The 15976-nt window shown below is 40.0% G+C and carries 18 protein-coding genes; 12 read left to right on the top strand and 6 right to left on the bottom strand.

Going from position 1 to position 15976, the window contains the following annotated elements:
- The first annotated feature begins 18 nt into the window (after positions 1–18).
- Entirely contained in the window at positions 19–1914 is a 1896-nt protein-coding gene (locus tag D6774_01135; GenBank protein ID RME78473.1) for a hypothetical protein, read from the top strand.
- 136 nt (positions 1915–2050) lie between these two features.
- Here D6774_01135 and D6774_01130 read toward each other — a convergent pair whose 3' ends face one another.
- Positions 2051–2989 (bottom strand): phosphate uptake regulator PhoU, encoded by a 939-nt coding sequence (locus tag D6774_01130; GenBank protein ID RME78472.1) that lies wholly within the window; start codon positions 2987–2989, stop codon positions 2051–2053.
- A 108-nt stretch (positions 2990–3097) separates the two neighbouring features.
- On the opposite strand from D6774_01130, the gene D6774_01125 reads away from it, so the two are divergent.
- From D6774_01125 to ftsY, 9 genes are all read left to right on the top strand, one after another.
- Positions 3098–3520: an Lrp/AsnC family transcriptional regulator gene (locus D6774_01125; GenBank protein ID RME78471.1), complete on the top strand. Its 423-nt coding sequence runs from the start codon at positions 3098–3100 to the stop codon at positions 3518–3520.
- 248 nt (positions 3521–3768) lie between these two features.
- A complete protein-coding gene (locus tag D6774_01120) occupies positions 3769–4068 on the top strand; it encodes a hypothetical protein (protein ID RME78470.1) in 300 nt (99 codons plus the stop codon).
- Entirely contained in the window at positions 4065–4418 is a 354-nt protein-coding gene (locus D6774_01115; GenBank protein RME78469.1) for a hypothetical protein, read from the top strand. Before D6774_01120 ends, D6774_01115 begins: the two co-directional genes overlap by 4 nt.
- Positions 4415–4696 (top strand): hypothetical protein, encoded by a 282-nt coding sequence (locus tag D6774_01110; GenBank protein RME78468.1) that lies wholly within the window; start codon positions 4415–4417, stop codon positions 4694–4696. The genes D6774_01115 and D6774_01110 overlap by 4 nt, the downstream gene beginning before the upstream one ends.
- 44 nt (positions 4697–4740) lie before the next feature.
- Entirely contained in the window at positions 4741–4995 is a 255-nt protein-coding gene (locus D6774_01105; GenBank protein RME78467.1) for a hypothetical protein, read from the top strand.
- A 4-nt stretch (positions 4996–4999) separates the two neighbouring features.
- Positions 5000–5476, top strand: coding sequence for a hypothetical protein (locus D6774_01100; GenBank protein RME78466.1), 477 nt, complete (start codon positions 5000–5002; stop codon positions 5474–5476).
- 149 nt (positions 5477–5625) lie between these two features.
- Positions 5626–6300, top strand: coding sequence for a translation initiation factor IF-6 (locus D6774_01095; GenBank protein RME78465.1), 675 nt, complete (start codon positions 5626–5628; stop codon positions 6298–6300).
- Between the two features lie 165 nt (positions 6301–6465).
- Positions 6466–6888: a prefoldin subunit alpha gene (pfdA, locus tag D6774_01090; GenBank protein RME78464.1), complete on the top strand. Its 423-nt coding sequence runs from the start codon at positions 6466–6468 to the stop codon at positions 6886–6888.
- On the top strand, positions 6881–8407 hold the full coding sequence (gene ftsY, locus D6774_01085; protein RME78463.1) for a signal recognition particle-docking protein FtsY: 1527 nt from the start codon (positions 6881–6883) through the stop codon (positions 8405–8407). The genes pfdA and ftsY overlap by 8 nt, the downstream gene beginning before the upstream one ends.
- 76 nt (positions 8408–8483) lie before the next feature.
- Here the strand turns inward: ftsY and D6774_01080 are convergent, their stop codons facing one another.
- Both D6774_01080 and coaD read right to left on the bottom strand, forming a co-directional pair.
- Positions 8484–8786 (bottom strand): hypothetical protein, encoded by a 303-nt coding sequence (locus D6774_01080; GenBank protein ID RME78462.1) that lies wholly within the window; start codon positions 8784–8786, stop codon positions 8484–8486.
- Positions 8787–8818: 32 nt separating this feature from the next.
- On the bottom strand, positions 8819–9421 hold the full coding sequence (gene coaD, locus D6774_01075) for a pantetheine-phosphate adenylyltransferase (protein ID RME78461.1): 603 nt from the start codon (positions 9419–9421) through the stop codon (positions 8819–8821).
- 210 nt (positions 9422–9631) lie between these two features.
- On the opposite strand from coaD, the gene D6774_01070 reads away from it, so the two are divergent.
- Positions 9632–10537, top strand: a complete 906-nt coding sequence (locus tag D6774_01070) for a 23S rRNA (adenine(2503)-C(2))-methyltransferase RlmN (protein ID RME78460.1) — start codon at positions 9632–9634, stop codon at positions 10535–10537.
- A gap of 20 nt (positions 10538–10557) precedes the next feature.
- On the opposite strand, the gene D6774_01065 is transcribed toward D6774_01070, so the two are convergent.
- The gene (locus D6774_01065) at positions 10558–12498 is read right to left on the bottom strand and encodes a bifunctional (p)ppGpp synthetase/guanosine-3',5'-bis(diphosphate) 3'-pyrophosphohydrolase (GenBank protein ID RME78459.1); all 1941 of its coding nucleotides are present in this window, start codon (positions 12496–12498) and stop codon (positions 10558–10560) included.
- A gap of 56 nt (positions 12499–12554) precedes the next feature.
- On the opposite strand from D6774_01065, the gene D6774_01060 reads away from it, so the two are divergent.
- Positions 12555–13532 carry a bifunctional N(6)-L-threonylcarbamoyladenine synthase/serine/threonine protein kinase gene (locus D6774_01060; protein ID RME78458.1) on the top strand — a complete coding sequence of 326 codons (978 nt, stop codon included), beginning with the start codon at positions 12555–12557 and terminating at the stop codon, positions 13530–13532.
- Here D6774_01060 and D6774_01055 read toward each other — a convergent pair whose 3' ends face one another.
- Positions 13533–14645 carry a hypothetical protein gene (locus D6774_01055; protein RME78457.1) on the bottom strand — a complete coding sequence of 371 codons (1113 nt, stop codon included), beginning with the start codon at positions 14643–14645 and terminating at the stop codon, positions 13533–13535.
- Between the two features lie 58 nt (positions 14646–14703).
- Positions 14704–15976: ATP-dependent protease LonB (gene lonB, locus D6774_01050; GenBank protein RME78456.1), on the bottom strand; the 1273-nt coding region annotated here is incomplete at its 5' end.

Genomic DNA, 15976 nt, shown 5'->3' with positions numbered 1-15976 from the left:
TGAGTCTTTTCTGCGGATATGGACTCTGATGATACAACTAATTTCGATCATTTTTTGTTTGATGTTTTAGCAGGTGACGAAACCCAGGAGGATACTCTTGAAGAGTTAAGAGATCGCGATGATGAGTTTTTTGAATTTCTCTCAACGATTTCCGAGATTGCCGAAGAAGAGGCTCTAGCCCATATTGGTGCATTCACCCTTGTCCCTTATGAAATTTCAAAGTCAGTCTTCTCATACTTTAAAACGCTTTATGAAAGTGATCCCTTGCGATATAAAAGAGAATATGATTTGCTCTCAACCCAGCCAGATTCTTGGATCGAACAACACTCCGAATTCGCATTCGAGGATTTCGGGTTTGAAACAGCTGAAAAAAAAATGCGTCTCTATGAACTAGCACCGTTTAGCGAACAGAGCTGCATCACTTATGAAGAGCTTTGCGCTATGGCAGATAATTGTACAACAACTCAAAGAATAAACCTTCTTGGTGTTGCCTGCATGAAATTGTTCGAGCAACGACCGCACATTGCAAAACAAACACTTCCTCCAAGAAACAAGTATAGCATAGATGCCAAAAAAAGACTTCCTGCAAGTAACTATTTTGCTACGCAAGACCCCATATACAGAATAACTACCAAAATTGTCAGAAGAAGAGCGCATAACGAAGAAGACTACAAAGAGAGTGTTTCTCTTGTAACTAATCTTCTTGAGGATCCCTTGGCAGAGGAGAAACGAGAACAAGAACACTATGCTAAGTTTGAAGAAGAATTTACAGCTCTTGGTGCGTTAGTCGAAGAAAGAATCCGAGACACACAAGAACAAGAAGTCGATATTCTATCATTACTCGCCGATGAGAGTAGCGGTCTTATGTCGATCCTATCACAAATTCCCTTTCTTCAATCCATTACCCCTGCTACTGCGTGTGATTTTATTCACATGCTTTACACAAGTGGAGAGATTGAAGCTCAAGAAAACATCCGCATCCACATTAATCAAAACATCTTGTTAAGATATTCTATGCCCTCGCAATTAGAAGAGATTCTTCGCGATGACTCTGCGTATTTTAAAATTACCTCCTTTATGCGTGCGTTTAATGAGCTTGCATCAAGATATGTGATTTCCCCAAGTGCAAACCTTCCAATAACTCATCGATGCTATTCCATTCCGAGCGTACATGCATTTGTTCAGTATGACGATTGTTGTATTCTTTACATCGCAAGTTCAAATGATCCTACCTTTGAAGAGAAGGGAAAAGACCTTAAGCTAGGTAGCGTTGTTGATGCGCTTTTGTTTAACGATGTTTTACGTAAGCATTCTTTCTTTTATGAACGCTATGATTGGTTTAAAGACTATGTGCGAGGCAAAGGAATAGGGGATGAATTTTCAGAGATTCTTAACAGTATTGATGGCGCTCCTCGGTGTTGGTATACCAATAGTAGTTTTCGCAATTTTATAGAAGGTTGGAATCTCCGACGGCTTGACCTTGACACTGTTTTTTGGATGCCCGTAACTCATGACGTAGCAACACTTCTTGATGACCCTGCGTTTGGTGCTTCTGAAGAGCTCATTCAACAACTCTTCTCCTTTGACTACGCTCTTGCGCACAGCACTCTTACTCAGGAGCAAGCTCGCAAAGTACATGAGTGGTATCAAGAAGAGGGAGCAACGAGTAAGGAATTTTTGCGTTGTTTTGAAAACCCTCCTCGAGAAGCGCAAGAGCAGTTTTTTGCAAATCGTATTTTGCGCCACATTACCATTATCAAGGATCGTCTTGGTGAACTTGAAAAAGCGGACAGCGAGCATAAAGAATATATTCAACGGGTTGTTCCTTCTCGTGTTGAACGTCTACAAGATCTTGTCCAGGGAACTCGATTTGAAAACCTTATTCGTGAAGAACTTACACGGCTAAACTTGTAGTGCAATACTCTCCCCTCAAGATAAAACTTAATGTATATGCAATTAATGTATACGCACTTAATGTATGCGCAATTGGTGAATATCTAATGGGTAAAACACGAAGAAGTTTTTCTACGTAGTTCACAAGCACGTTGGTTTAGAACGTGGTGTGATAGGCAATAAGCGCGCCATTAAGATCATAGGTTTGTTGCGCTAGAAGATCTACAAGGGAGAGTATACGAAGGTCTTTCTTTTCAAGAGTGTTGAATGCCTCGTCTATCTTTGGAAGGAGTTCATCTTTTTTGAGTCTGAACGCGTGAAGTTTTTCCCAATTAAAGACGTAGAAGAGGTCTTGGAATGATTTGTAAAACACTGCCGCTTCTTTAATGAGTTCTAAGAGTTCTTTTGAGGGAAGTTGCGCATCTTCTTTGGAGAGTCTTTTTCCAATATCTTTAAAGATGTCTGAGATTTTCTCTAGTTGTTCAATGATAAAGTAAAGTGACTCTGGGTTTTGCCCCGTATATGCGTTTTTGTTTATGAGTCTTCTGCACAGATCTGTAAGCTTGTTAACATCAAGGTCTCGTGAGAACACGTCAAAAAGTAAGTCTTTGTCTTTTGTTTCTATCCCTTTTACCACGTCATCTGCCATGGTGTGCATGATGTGAAACGCTCTGCGCAAAAATCGATCGAATTGGGTTTCGTCAATTGTGGAGATGTTTTTGATTTCAATGCTATTTTCTCCTTGCAAGAATATTTCGTATCCGAGGCATGTTTCTTGGAGTACTTCCTTGACTTTTTGCAGTTCTTCTTCTGATGAGTAAAGCACTCTGATTTCATCAACGCCTGCTTTGTATAGTGAAGCTACCATGCGTTTTGCCATCTCTTTTTTTCCTGAAATGTCAAGCTCAACCGCGCTTTTACTCAGATGAGTGGGAGAATCTTTACTAATGGTAATTATTGATCCATCTTCTGTAACTTCTACTTCGTCTCCTTTCTCTATTCCGTGTTCTCTTGCCCATTTTGTAGGTAACGAGACGACAAGAGTTTTTCCTGCAAGTTGTATGACTTTTCTTTTCACTATCACAAACCTCAACAATTGAGTGGTACATATAGATATGAAGTATATAATTATATAGTAAATTATATACTTTAAGGATTAAGGTTAAACCAATTCTTTGCTTCTTTCTTGTTTAGAGGTGAATGTATGAAAAACATGAAATTATATCAAGAGTTGAGAAAAAATGGTAGAGAAAAGCTTACTATGTTGAGCAGAACTCTCCACATGCCGGTTTCGAGCATTTTTGAGCGTATAAGGCGATCTTCTGCGCTTAAGAGATTTACCGTGTTGCTTAATTATCAGGAGATGGGCTATTCTTGTCTTACCCACACCATCATCAAGGTTGAAAAGGCACACAAAGACGCGTTGCGATCATTTTTAAAGAATCATCCCAATACGAATACACTTCTTCGCATCAACAATGGCTATGATTTTATTGTTGAGGGCGTATTTGAGAATATGCAAGAAGCTGAAAAATTCCTTGAATCGCTTGATGAGTTTAACATTATTGAAGAAAAAACGCATTACGTGCTCGAAGAAATTGAGCGGGAGAGCTTTTTGACAAAATAATGATCTCTGTTTGAGATTCCTCTGAACTGTCGAGTGCAAGAAAACCCTGCAAGAGTGCAACGGTATGAAAACATAAACAAGAAACAAAGCAAGAAACAAAGCAAGAAACAAAGCACAAAAGCAAACCATCATGAGAAGATACTGAAAGGAAGGATTAACCGCTGACGAGTTGAGAACAACTCCTCTCAACAGGAATTGTAGCTCTTGCTCGTAACATTTATAAATACACTTTCGCACTGAGTATTCCAATGGCAGTCGATCCTCTTTTCGTGCAAGGCGTTTTGAAAATTATGGATGTTTTCTTATCCCTTGTTGCAGGAGTTTTGTGTATTCGACTGTTTTTGAGAAATGACGATAATGTGCGTCCTTGGACGTTTCTTACCTTTGCACTTTTAATCTTCGCATTTGGTGAAGTGATGGGAACACTTGATGCATTTGGTTTTATTTCCTTTAGAGATTATCTTCCCGCAATTGAACTTGGCGTTATCATCTTCTTCATACTCGCCGTAATTTTTAAGCTTAAAGAGAAAAAAGGGGTGGTTGCATGAGTTATTTTGGCAGCACTCCCACGGAAATTGCATTTAACGTTGCGGTCCACATTATTGGCATTGTTGCATTCGCACTTATCATAAGACTCATTAGCAAATATGATGGTCCTGATATGAGGACTTGGCGCATCATGTTTTATGCAATGATTGTCTTTATCATCAAAAAAATTGTAGGCGGCCTTGCGGGAACGGGTATCATCTATGTTCCTTCAACGCTGTTTAATGTGGTTATTATTTCTATGTTTATCTACGCGCTTTTAGTTGAATTAGACTATCGCAAGAACCAAGCAGGACTAGATGATCTTAGTTCAATTAATGACACGCTTGAGAGGATTAATAAGGAATTATGAATTCAAAAGGAGTCTCACCACTTGCAGCAACACTGTTACTCATTGTCTTTGCAGTAGCTCTTGGTATTCTCACTATGACGTTGGGCGGTAGTTATCTTGATGAGAAAGCTAGTTCTCCTCGTTTTATTGAAGGATGCGTGGTAGTGCCTTTGGAAGAGAATTCGTTTACCCTTCCTGTGCGAGTGTATGGTGAAACAGGTTCTGTTGAGCAAGAAGCAATTTGCACTATTCCCCCCGTCGCCCTAGATAATCCTCTTAAAGTTGCCGTGCAAAGCTGAATTCTGCCACAAGTCTTTTAAACTTCTTTTTCCGCAACGAATCCATGAACTATGACTTAGAGCTTGATAAGGCAATTGACTACATCAAAAAGCAGAATGCCAAAATGGTCTGTATTCAGTTGCCTGATGGTCTTAAACCTCGGGCTAAAGAAATTGCAGATCAGATCAGAGAACACACTTCTGCTCAAGTGTTGATTTGGGGAGGCAGTTGTTTTGGCGCATGTGACTTAGCGCTCGAAGCAGAACGATTGGGTGCTGATCTTTTGATCCAATGGGGTCATAGCGAGTGGAGATATTAAGTTTATGGAAGAAGCGCTTGTATTTATCTTGGTAAGTGCGCTTGCCTATGCAAGTACTTTTTTAGGAGGTCTCATCAGTTTTTTCACCCCAAAAGAGAATTATTCTTTAATATACCGCGTTCTTGAACCCTTTGTCTTTGCAACAATTGTATGTCTTGGCATATACCTTGCACTAGGTAAGGAATTTTCAACGATCCTCCTTATTGCCCTCTTATGCGTAGTATTTTTCATCTTCACTGCGAAGTTTTATGAGGAATTTCGTCAGGTGTTTTATGTCTTTTTGGCACCTGTTCTCTTTTTTGCATTTAGAAGCGCCTATGCAGATGTATTTGCAAGTCTTATCTTCCTCTTAGGAATGATTAGCGGCGCGCAATACGTAAGAGAAGATCTTCCAACGCTGTTTAGTGATATCGCACTAGGATATTCATTATTTTTTGTTACTGCTCTGCTTATCAACCTCTTCAGTCTGGGTTTTGCCTAACTCGCAGGAACAGAGACAAAAATCAAATCATTTGAGACAAGCAGAAATAAAAGCAAACATCAAAGATAGAGTAATGCGTGAATGAAATTGAGAATTCAGCTTAAAAACACTCACGAACCTTTATAAATCAAATCAATGCGTTACCACCCATGCACCTACTCAAAACATCTATTAACGGAAATCCCAATGTAGGGCTTTACGGTTATGTTACTGATGACTTCGCCCTTGTAGGTATTGAAGTACCCGAAGATCTTGTAAAAGAGTATGAAAAAGTACTCAAAGTGCCAGTTCATCGCATCACCGTTGCAGGAACGTCTCTTATCGGCGTTTTTGTTGCAGGAAATAGCAAAGGAATTCTTGTTCCTAACATCATTTTTGATGATGAACGCGCACAACTTGATAAACTCGGTATTAAGTATACCCTCATTGATACTAAACTCACAGCGCTTGGAAACAACATTTTATGTAATGATCAAGGTGCGCTAATAAACCCAGAATTTACTGATGAACAACTCCAGGCAATTCAAGATGCTCTTGGCGTTCCAACCCAAAGAGCGACCATCGCAAATCTAGAGATTGTTGGAGCTTGCGCTGCGATCAACGCAAACGGAGGAATAGTTCACAGAGAAATTGAAGATACTGAAAAAGAACTTGTTGAAGATGCATTACAAATTGAAGTTGAAGCAAGTACTATTAATTTAGGATCACCCTATATTCGATCAGGTATTTTAACAAATTCCAAGGGGTTTATCATTGGCGAATTATCTGCAGGTCCCGAAGTGACCTTTGCAGATGAATGTTTAGGTTTCCTTACTACTAAATGAGGTGTATGCTATGCTATCAGAAAAAGATAAGAAATTTTTAAAGGAACTTGTAAAACAAGAACTACAAGCATTTGAAAAAGACCGTGTTGAGAGGGATATCTTTCCCCAAGAACTCGCAGCAGAGTATAACTACGAACAGTACTTGAAACAATTACTAAAGAAACTATGACTAAAGAGCGTAACAAAGAGGACGAGGCAAAGGAGGTTTACCTTGCACTTCAAACAGCAGATCGTAAGATTAACGCGATGCAACAACAAATAGAACGTGTTGAAGAGCAGATTTCTCAAATTAATGACATTAAACACAGCCTTGATCAGATTGCACATGCCAATGGCGGTGAGGAGAACTATGTTCCTCTCGCAAATGGCATCTTTGTTAGAGCAAAGCTCGAAAAAGTTGATGACGTTCTCATAAATGTTGGCGCAAGTGTTTGTGTCAAGAAAAGTATTGCAGAAGCAAAGGAGCTTATGGACAAGCAACTCAAAGACATTCTTATGTTTCGCAGTGAATTAATGCAACGTTTAGAAAACACGTACAAGGAAGCTCAAGAGCTTGAAAAAAAGGCTCGGGAGATCACCAATGTTTAAGTTTCTTAAAGAAAAACTCAAGAACGCAGTTGATAAATTCTCAAAAGATATTGATGAGAATGCTGAAACGATAGAAGAAATAGCAGAAGTAGAAGAGAAGATAAAAAAAACAGAAAAAGAAAGCACAACCAAATCAAAAGCAGATACGAAAGAAAAGAAAAGTAAGAAGAAAACAGAAGAGAAAAAAGAACAAAAGAAAAGAAAACAATCAACAGATTCTAAAAAAGATTTGGCAAAAAAAGTAAAGCAACAGAGCACAGCAGATCAAGAAGAAAATGCAACAAGTACTAAACAAAAACAATCATCTGCAAAAGTTGTAGATGAGACTAGCACAAAGAGTACGGGAAAGAAAAACAGAAAGGATGCTAAGAAGACTACGAAATCAGCCCAAGAAGAAGTAAGCGATGATTTAGAAGCTGAAGCAAAAGAGCTCGTCGAAGAAGCGCGTGATATTGAAGAGAAAGTAACCAAGGAGACGAAAAAGAGTTTCTTCTCACGATTATTCAAAAAAGAAGAGGAGTCCTCTTCACAGGACAGTTCTACTGAGGATACACTACAAGAAACGGTTGTAGAAGAAGACAAAGAAGATACTCAAAAAACATCTGATGTTGAAAGTGAAAACGCAGAGGAAGAACTCGAAACGAAAAAAGGATTTTTCTCACGAGTAAAAGAGAGTATTACCACAAAAAAACTTTCTGAATCTAAATTTGATGATCTCTTCTTTGATCTTGAAATTGTACTTCTTGAAAACAATGTTGCGCTTGAAGTGATTGAAAAAATTAAGAACGATATGAAAGAGCGTCTGGTTGATAAGAAAATTAACAGATCAGAAATCGGAACAATAGTTTTTGAACAACTCCGCTCATCTCTTGATGAGATTCTCACGTTTGAGACCATAGATATTTTTGAGAAGGTTAAAGAAAAGAAACCATACGTCATTGTTTTCGTCGGTATTAATGGTACTGGAAAAACTACAACAATCGCAAAACTGGCTCACGCATTTAAGCAAAAAGGATTAACTCCTGTGCTTGTAGCAGCAGACACATTTAGAGCAGCTGCGATCCAGCAGCTTGAGGAACATGCAAAAAACCTCGGTGTGAAACTTATTAAACATGATTACGGCTCTGACCCTGCCGCAGTTGCGTTTGATGGCATTAAGCATGCAAAAGAAAAAGGTGCAGATGTTGTTCTCATAGATACTGCGGGAAGGCTTCACTCCAACACAAATCTCATGGGAGAAATGGAAAAAATCATCAGGGTCGCAAAGCCAGATTTGAAGATTTTCGTGGGCGAATCAACAACGGGGAATGACTGTGTGGATCAAGCAAGGAAATTTAATGAAATCATCAATATTGATGGGATTGTACTCTCAAAAGCAGATGTTGATGAAAAGGGAGGTGCTGCTATTTCAGCTGCATTTGTTACAGGAAAACCTATTCTCTTCATAGGAACAGGTCAGGGATATGATGATCTTGAACCTTTTGATAAAGACAAGCTGATGAAAAGACTCTTTGAATAGCGTTTGAACGCATTCTTTGAAAGATTACGTTGAAAACAAGAGAGAAAAGATTTTAAGAAACTCGGAAAAGAAGAGATTAGTAACTTCCCTGAATTCCTCTTAGAACAATCTTAGACCCTTCTTTTACCATATGCAACTTGTGTAAATGGTTAATGATCAAGTCGTTTCCTTCTAAATAGTAGGTGACAAAGAGGTGTCTAAAACGAACTTTCTCTATGTTAGGAATTTCTAGTTCTTCAAAAGGCAATTCTCCTTTTTTATGAGGATCGTCCTCTTTAAATAGCTTGATTGAAACTGTTTTAAAAGGGTCGTCTCCACGGCGAGGAAGTCGTCCTACCATAACAGCACGACACTCATATTCATAGGTTCCATCTTCCATAGAGGAGTAAAGTACTTCGAATATTTAAAAAGTTAGTGGTCGGAGAACCTTCGAAGCATAATATCACGAACTGCTGGGGGAACGTGTGCAACAATTCTTTGTGACCAGTTACGTGTAGTAACAAAGGAGCGTACCCAGGACGCTTCAATCTTACTCAAATCACCTTCTGTATCTACATAAATGGTAGGAAGTTCGGGCTCCATAAGCCTATTCATACCTGCGAGGGTTCCCTCATATTTAATGTCTTTTGGGTTCTCTGAGCGTCTTCTCCCTCTAAGAATTGCGCAGGCGTTTTTTCGTAAGGCATAATCTACGAGGAATTCATTTTCATAGTGATCTGCAACAACGTTAGGAAGATGTTCTACGCTTTTTTGAATCATCTCAAGGCGCTCATCAAGAGTGAAAAGGCTGGTTTTCTTTGTTGAGTTTGACCCGATTGCAATGATGAGCTCATCACAGATTCTTGAGCCCACTTCTGCAACGTATAAGTGGCCTCGCGTGAAAGGATCAAAAGTACCTGGAAACACGTAAATATGTTTAGCAACCATAATAGATGAGAGTTGGTGTTTTTTTATTAACATTGGTGAGAAAAAAGAGGAAAAGAAAAGAAAAGAAGAGACTAATCCACACAACATACGGTTGTGGATGAAAGAGTAAAGATTTTTATAGACTTATCATGATGGAAATACAACAACAAAACCCTACGCGAACAAAAAGTGCAGGCTTTCCATCATTAAGAATACCCATTAACCCTTACAGCAGCGGTACAATCTCCTTTTAAGAGGTACTTTCGTTAATGGAGGGGATTTGTTCACAAAGTCACGTTGAGGTAACCTTCAGATTATATGACGAAGATTCTTTTCAAACCAAGCAGTGTAAAAAAACTGCAAAGGAGTAGTGATGGTACGATCAAACTCTTTTTTGAGGGATATCACGCGGTTTTGATACCTCAAAAACAAGGGAAGAACACGCTGTGCATCTCTTCTCAGGTGGGTTGTGCTATGGGCTGTACGTTCTGCTACACTGCGAAGATGGGTTTTGTGAGAAATCTTCGTGTTGAAGAGATTCTCTTACAAGTACGTGCAGCTCTTGAAGTTTTAAATGCAAAAGATGTGCACACAAAAGATTCTCCTCGCACGCACTACGCTCATGACGTAATAACGTCTCTTGTGTTTATGGGTATGGGCGAACCTCTTAACAATTGGGAGAACGTACAAAAAGCTATGCATGAACTCAATGAAGACTACTCCTATCCGTATAAGAAAATAACCATATCAACATCAGGCGTGCTTCCTAAGATGAAAGAATTTCTTGAATTTCCTTTCAAACCTCAGTTAGCTCTTTCACTTCATTCACCGTTCCAAGAGATTCGCGATGTGCTTATGCCTTTGTGTAAGCAATGGCGTGTTGAAGACCTCGTTGCTTTCTGCAATGACTATACAAAGAAAAGAAGGGAATCTGTTATGATTGAGTATGTGATGATTAAGGGACTTACGGACAGAGATGAAGATGTTAAAGCGCTACTCTCATTGGGATTTACTGCACCTACTAATTTTAATCTGATACCTCTTAATGGAGAGTTGCAACTAAGAGATACTGCCTATATACGCTCAGATTCTCAAAGAATAACTCAATTTGCGCAAGCATTAAGAGTTGCAGGACACAAAGCATTCATCAGGCATACGCGAGGAAGTGATATTGATGCTGCGTGTGGTATGCTAGAGTGGAGTGACTGTAAGAGCAATCTCTAAAAAATAAAACAATTTTTTAGTTATACTTCTGCTTTTACCGCTTGTACATCTTCAATATCTGATATTTTTGCAAGAACTGAATTCAAGTCTTTAACACTATCCATATCTATCTTGACAGTGAGGAGGACATTTGTTTTACGTGCTCTTGAGGTAACAGATCGTACATCCACGTTTTCCTTCGCAAGTAGATCCAGAATTTCTACAAGAACGCCTGGCCTGTCTGAAACATAAATTCTTAGTTTTCTCCAGTTGAGATCTTCTGGCTCTTGCCAGATAAGTTTTGCTTCTTTTTGTCCTTCAAGTGCTGCTATGTTTGCACAACTCTCTTTATGTACTGAGATCTTTCCATCCTTTGCATAAAACCCTCGTATGTCGTCGTGTATTTGAGGCTCACAGCACTTTGCAAGCTTGAGTGTTGCCTGCTTTCCTTCAATCTTCAAGTATTGCGCAGGGTTTACTTTAAATGATTCTTGTATTTTTTGTTCACGTCTTTTACGTGCTTGTTTTGGATTGTGTTCAGCATCAATTCCAAGGGCTTGGCGAATTTTAGACCTTGCCTTTGTAGTAAGCACAAAGTTAAGCCATGCTCTTGAAGGTGTAGCTTTGTTAGAAGTTATGATTTCAACCACATCTCCTGATTTAAGTTTATAATCAAGTGGAACTATTTTATTATTGACTTTTGCTTTTGAGCACTTCATGCCAACATCGGTATGAACTGCAAATGCAAAGTCAATGGGTGACGCATCCTCTGGAAGAGAGATAGGATCTCCTTTGGGAGTAAGAACAATGATCTCATTTTCAAATAAATCTACTCGGAGCGTTTCTACAAAATCAACCGCGTTTTTGGATTTTCTCAACCAGTCAAGTATCTGTTTCGTCCACTCAATTTTCTGATCAAATTTTTTGTCTCTTTCCGTTCCCTTGTATCTCCAATGTGCAGCTACACCTTCTTCTGCTATGTGATGCATTTCTTCTGTTCTGATCTGTACTTCGAGGCGCTTTTGGTTGTATTTTACTGTGGTGTGAATGGATCTGTACCCGTTGGGTTTTGGGTGGGCGATGTAGTCCTTAAGTCTTTCAAGATCTGGTTCGTAGAGATTGTGCACTATTTGAAGTGCGGTGTAACACTCTTCAATGGATTTTGTGATGATCCTAATTGCGATAAGATCATAGATTTGATCTATTTCTTTCTTCTTGTTGAGCATTTTTTTGTATATGGAGTAGAAGTATTTTGCTCGTCCATAGATTTCTGCTTCAAGATTTTCTTTTTTGAACGCGTATTTTATCTCATCAACGATTTTTTGAGCTACTTTTTCTCGTTGATCTCTCTTCTCCGCAATTTGCTCTTTTATGCGAAGGTACGTATCAAAATCAATGTACCTTAAAGAGAGGTCTTCAAGTTCGCCTTTTATTCTCCACACACCTAGTTTATGAGCTATGGGCGCGTAGATTTCAAGAGTTTCTTTTGCTATGCGTTTTCTTTTCTCATCTCGAAATGCGGAGAGCGTTCTCATATTGTGAAGTCTATCTGCAAGTCGAATTAGCATGACACGAACATCGTTGGTCATGGCAAGAAGAAGTTTTCGTATGTACTCTGCTTGTCCTTCTTCTTTTGTTGCAAATTTATCATAAGGTGTTTTAGTTACTCCTTCAACAAGCGTTGCTATTTCGTCTCCGAATTCTTTGCGTACTTTATCAAGAGATGTTGAAGTGTCTTCTACGGTGTCGTGGAGTAGTGCTGCGCAGATCGTAGCAGTATCAGCGCGCATTCCTGCAAGAATTCTTGCAACGGAGAGGGGGTGTATGAAATAGTCTTCTCCTGTTGAGCGTTTTTGCCCTTCATGTGCTTGGGAAGCAAAATGATATGCTTTTTTAATTAAATCTATATTTGCATGAGGATTGTGTTCTTTAACGTAGTCATAGAAGTCTTGCTCTGAGCCGATGTGTTCTTTGAAAGCCATGTACTCAGGGGAATACTGCACATATTTATATAATACACTACTTCTTTTCAGTTGATATGATTGTCTTAGGTATTGAATCAACCGCGCATACGTTTGGCGTCTCTGTCATTAGGGAAAAACAGGTTCTCTCTAATGAGCGTAAGGCGTTCACGACTCAAGAAGGGGGTATGATTCCTGCAAAAGTCGCACAACACCATGTGCAGTGGTGTGACACTGTTGTAAAGAATGCATTGGAAAAGGCAGGTGTGACGATGAAAGATATTGATCTTGTGGCTTTTTCTCAAAGCCCAGGTCTTGGAAATTGTTTGCGTATTGGTGCCGTTGCTGCAAGGAGCCTTGCGCTCATCTACGACAAACCTATTATTGGTGTGAATCATTGTGTTGCACATCTAGAAGTGGGAAAAATGCAGACTGATGTTAAGGATCCTGTGCTTCTCTATGCTTCTGGAGCGAATACGCAGGTGATTGCTCTTGAAGGGGGAAAATATCGCGTTTTTGGTGAGACGCTTGATACCGGTATTGGTAATTTTCTTGATACCCTTGCAAGGAATATGAAATTGGGCTTTCCTGGGGGTCCTAAGATTGAAGCTCTTGCTACGAAGGGCAAAAACCTCATTGAGCTTCCTTACTCTGTGAAAGGAATGGATGTTTCTTTTTCAGGTATTTTAACAAATCTTACAAGGATGTTTGAGAAAAACCAGGCAAGTAAGGAAGATATCGCATTTTCTGCACAAGAGTACGCGTTTGCAGCGCTTGTTGAAGTATCCGAGCGTGCCCTAGCGCATACGGGGAAAAAAGAATTACTTCTTGGAGGAGGTGTTGCTTGCAATAAACGGTTACAAGAGATGTGTCGCTCTATGTGCGAGGCACGTGGAGCGAAATGTTACGTTCTTGAAAATCAGTTCAATGTGGATAATGCTGCGATGATTGCATGGCTTGGTCTTCTTGAGTTCCGAGCTGGCAAGCGTCAGAAGATTGAAGAAACCGCTATTGATCCTTATTTGAGAACTGATGAAGTGGAAGTATCCTGGTGATTACTTTCTCACACCAACAGGGTAAAAGCGCTCAATGAACTCTGGTCGGGTAATGGTTTCAATCAGTTCTTCAGACATGTCGCGAACGCGTTTATGATAGTCCCGAACTTTTGCTGTTCCCCGTCGCATATCCGTTCCGCCAAGGGTGCACGGATGGACCAATGCAGACCCAATAGGACCTTCAATGGATAATTTAATGAAACCCAAGATGGGTCTGTCGTTACCCCTAGATAGATTAATGACATAATCTCCCGGGCTTACAGGATTATTCTTTTGAAAACTTTGAGCAATTCTTCCTTCAGGTATCTTCATCACCCAAGGATTTGAACCTTGAATACCATATTTTTGACATAGATTGCCTATAGCCGCATTCACTAAATTAGAGATTCCTCTCAAAGTGGCGCTTTGAATCGCTGCATGATTTGCGGCCCGTCCAATAGATTCGCGTTGTTTTCTTGTCAAAGGTATATCAGGTCCTAAGAGCTCATTTATGCTCTCTGGAAGATCCGTATCGAGATTGTGAAGAAGATAACCGACTCCAGTGTAGAAATGATCGATGCAGATGTTGCGTGCATGTTCCATGAAATCCAGATGTCTGAAGACTTCAGGGTATCTATCTAAAAGCTCCCATCCAAACTCAATGGTTTGACTCTTGGACCAGCTCGTCGTCCAAGAAGAGGGACCTGCAGGAGAAAACGTGCCTTCATTGTATTGCTCAGTCAAACCTGATCGCGGGGCGTTTATGCCGATCTGCGCTGAAGGACTCGTCCCAACAGAATATCTTTGGAAATGATTGTGCCAGTAGTCCCTCTTTTCATCTTCATCGGGAACTTTTGACCCTTGAGCTGTCACCACAGGGATGACCTCTCCAACTTGTTTCATTCCAAAGACAGGTTTCCCATATGCATCATGAATGATGCGCCCATCTGAATAAAAAGCAACACGCGTAATAGACGGGTATGTTTGTCTTAACGCTTGGTTATAAGAAAAATTTGACACGATGACAGGCATGCCTGATCTCAGACGCGTCTGAATCTGTTTAAGAAACTCGTCTACATTACCTGTCGTTACTTCGAACTCTTTCCCTGCTTCAATACGTTCAACAAGAGCCATTCAAGAGAACAAAGAATTTTAATTAATAAGTGTTTAGCTGTCCCTTAAAGGTAAATAATCAAGAACTCTTCTTGATCTGATCATATATTTTTTTGTTGCCCTTCCAATCAATGACATGATGAAGTACTTGCGTGATGTTCTCTACAGGGAGTACTTTTATTTTTTTGAGCTTTGCTTCTTCTATTACAATGTCATTAAGGTTGCTTTTTGGAACAATAACTTCTTTGATGCCCGCGTCAATTGCTGCTTCAACTTTTGCTGAAACTCCTCCTACGGGGAGTGCTTTTCCTCGTACTGAGAGTGAGCCAGTCATTGCTACGTCTTGTTTGACTGGAAGGCCTTTGAGCGCTGAAATGATTGCAACTGCAACCGCTATTGATGCGCTATCCCCTTCCACTCCCTCATAAGTCTGTAAGAATTGTACGTAGATATCGTATTTTTCTTTGAGATCATCTCCAAAGAAGCTTTTGATAATTGCTGAGACGTTGATGATTGCTTCTTTTGCAATTTCTCCTAGCTTTCCTGTTGCGACGATGTTCTTTTCTTTTCCTCCTATTGTGCATTGCGCTTCAATGGGAAGGATGATTCCTGACATCATGGATCCCGCACCCATAACTGCAAGTCCATTGACACGGCCTATTTGCGTGCCTTGGGTGACGATAACATTGTATTCTTTTTTGCGTTCAATGTATTTGTCTGCGATTTGTTGTTCAAGTGATCGGGAGAGTTTGAGTGCGCCTTTGATGTGTTCTGGTTCTACGAGTTTTTTCTTTTGTTCTATTGCAAGGTCTCCTGCTGCTCGGACAATGCCTCCAAGTTCTCTTAGGCGCAAGGTGAGATGACCTTTTCTGTTTGCCCTTTTGCGTGCTTCAACAACGATGTATTCGCACGCCTCTCTTGAAAAATGAGGTATTTTTTTGTCTTTTTTTACTTCTTGTGCGACGAATCGTGCAAGTTTGTCTCTGTTTTCTTGTGTGTCTTTCATCGTGTCGCTCATGTGCACTTCGTATCCGTAGCCCCTTATACGTGAGCGCAATGCTGGATGCATGTGTTCAATAGTGTCGTAATTTCCAGCAGCGACAAGAACGAAATCACAAGGAACGGGTTCTGTGCGTACCATTGCTCCTGCACTTCTTTCTGATTGTCCACTAATTGCGAATCGTCTTTCTTGGATTGCTGAGAGGAGTTCTTGTTGTGTGTGTGGTTGTAGTGTTGAAATTTCGTCGATGAAGAGCACTCCTTGATGTGCTTTGTGTATCATTCCTGCAACGACTCGTTCATGTGCAGGCGTTCCAAGACCTCCTGATTGGAAGGGGTCGTGGAGAACGTCT

It is taken from the genome of Candidatus Woesearchaeota archaeon (assembly GCA_003695435.1).
Lineage (GTDB): Archaea > Nanobdellota > Nanobdellia > Woesearchaeales > UBA11576 > J101.
Note: the sequence above shows the minus strand (reverse complement) of the source record. Positions and strands in the feature narration are given on the sequence as shown.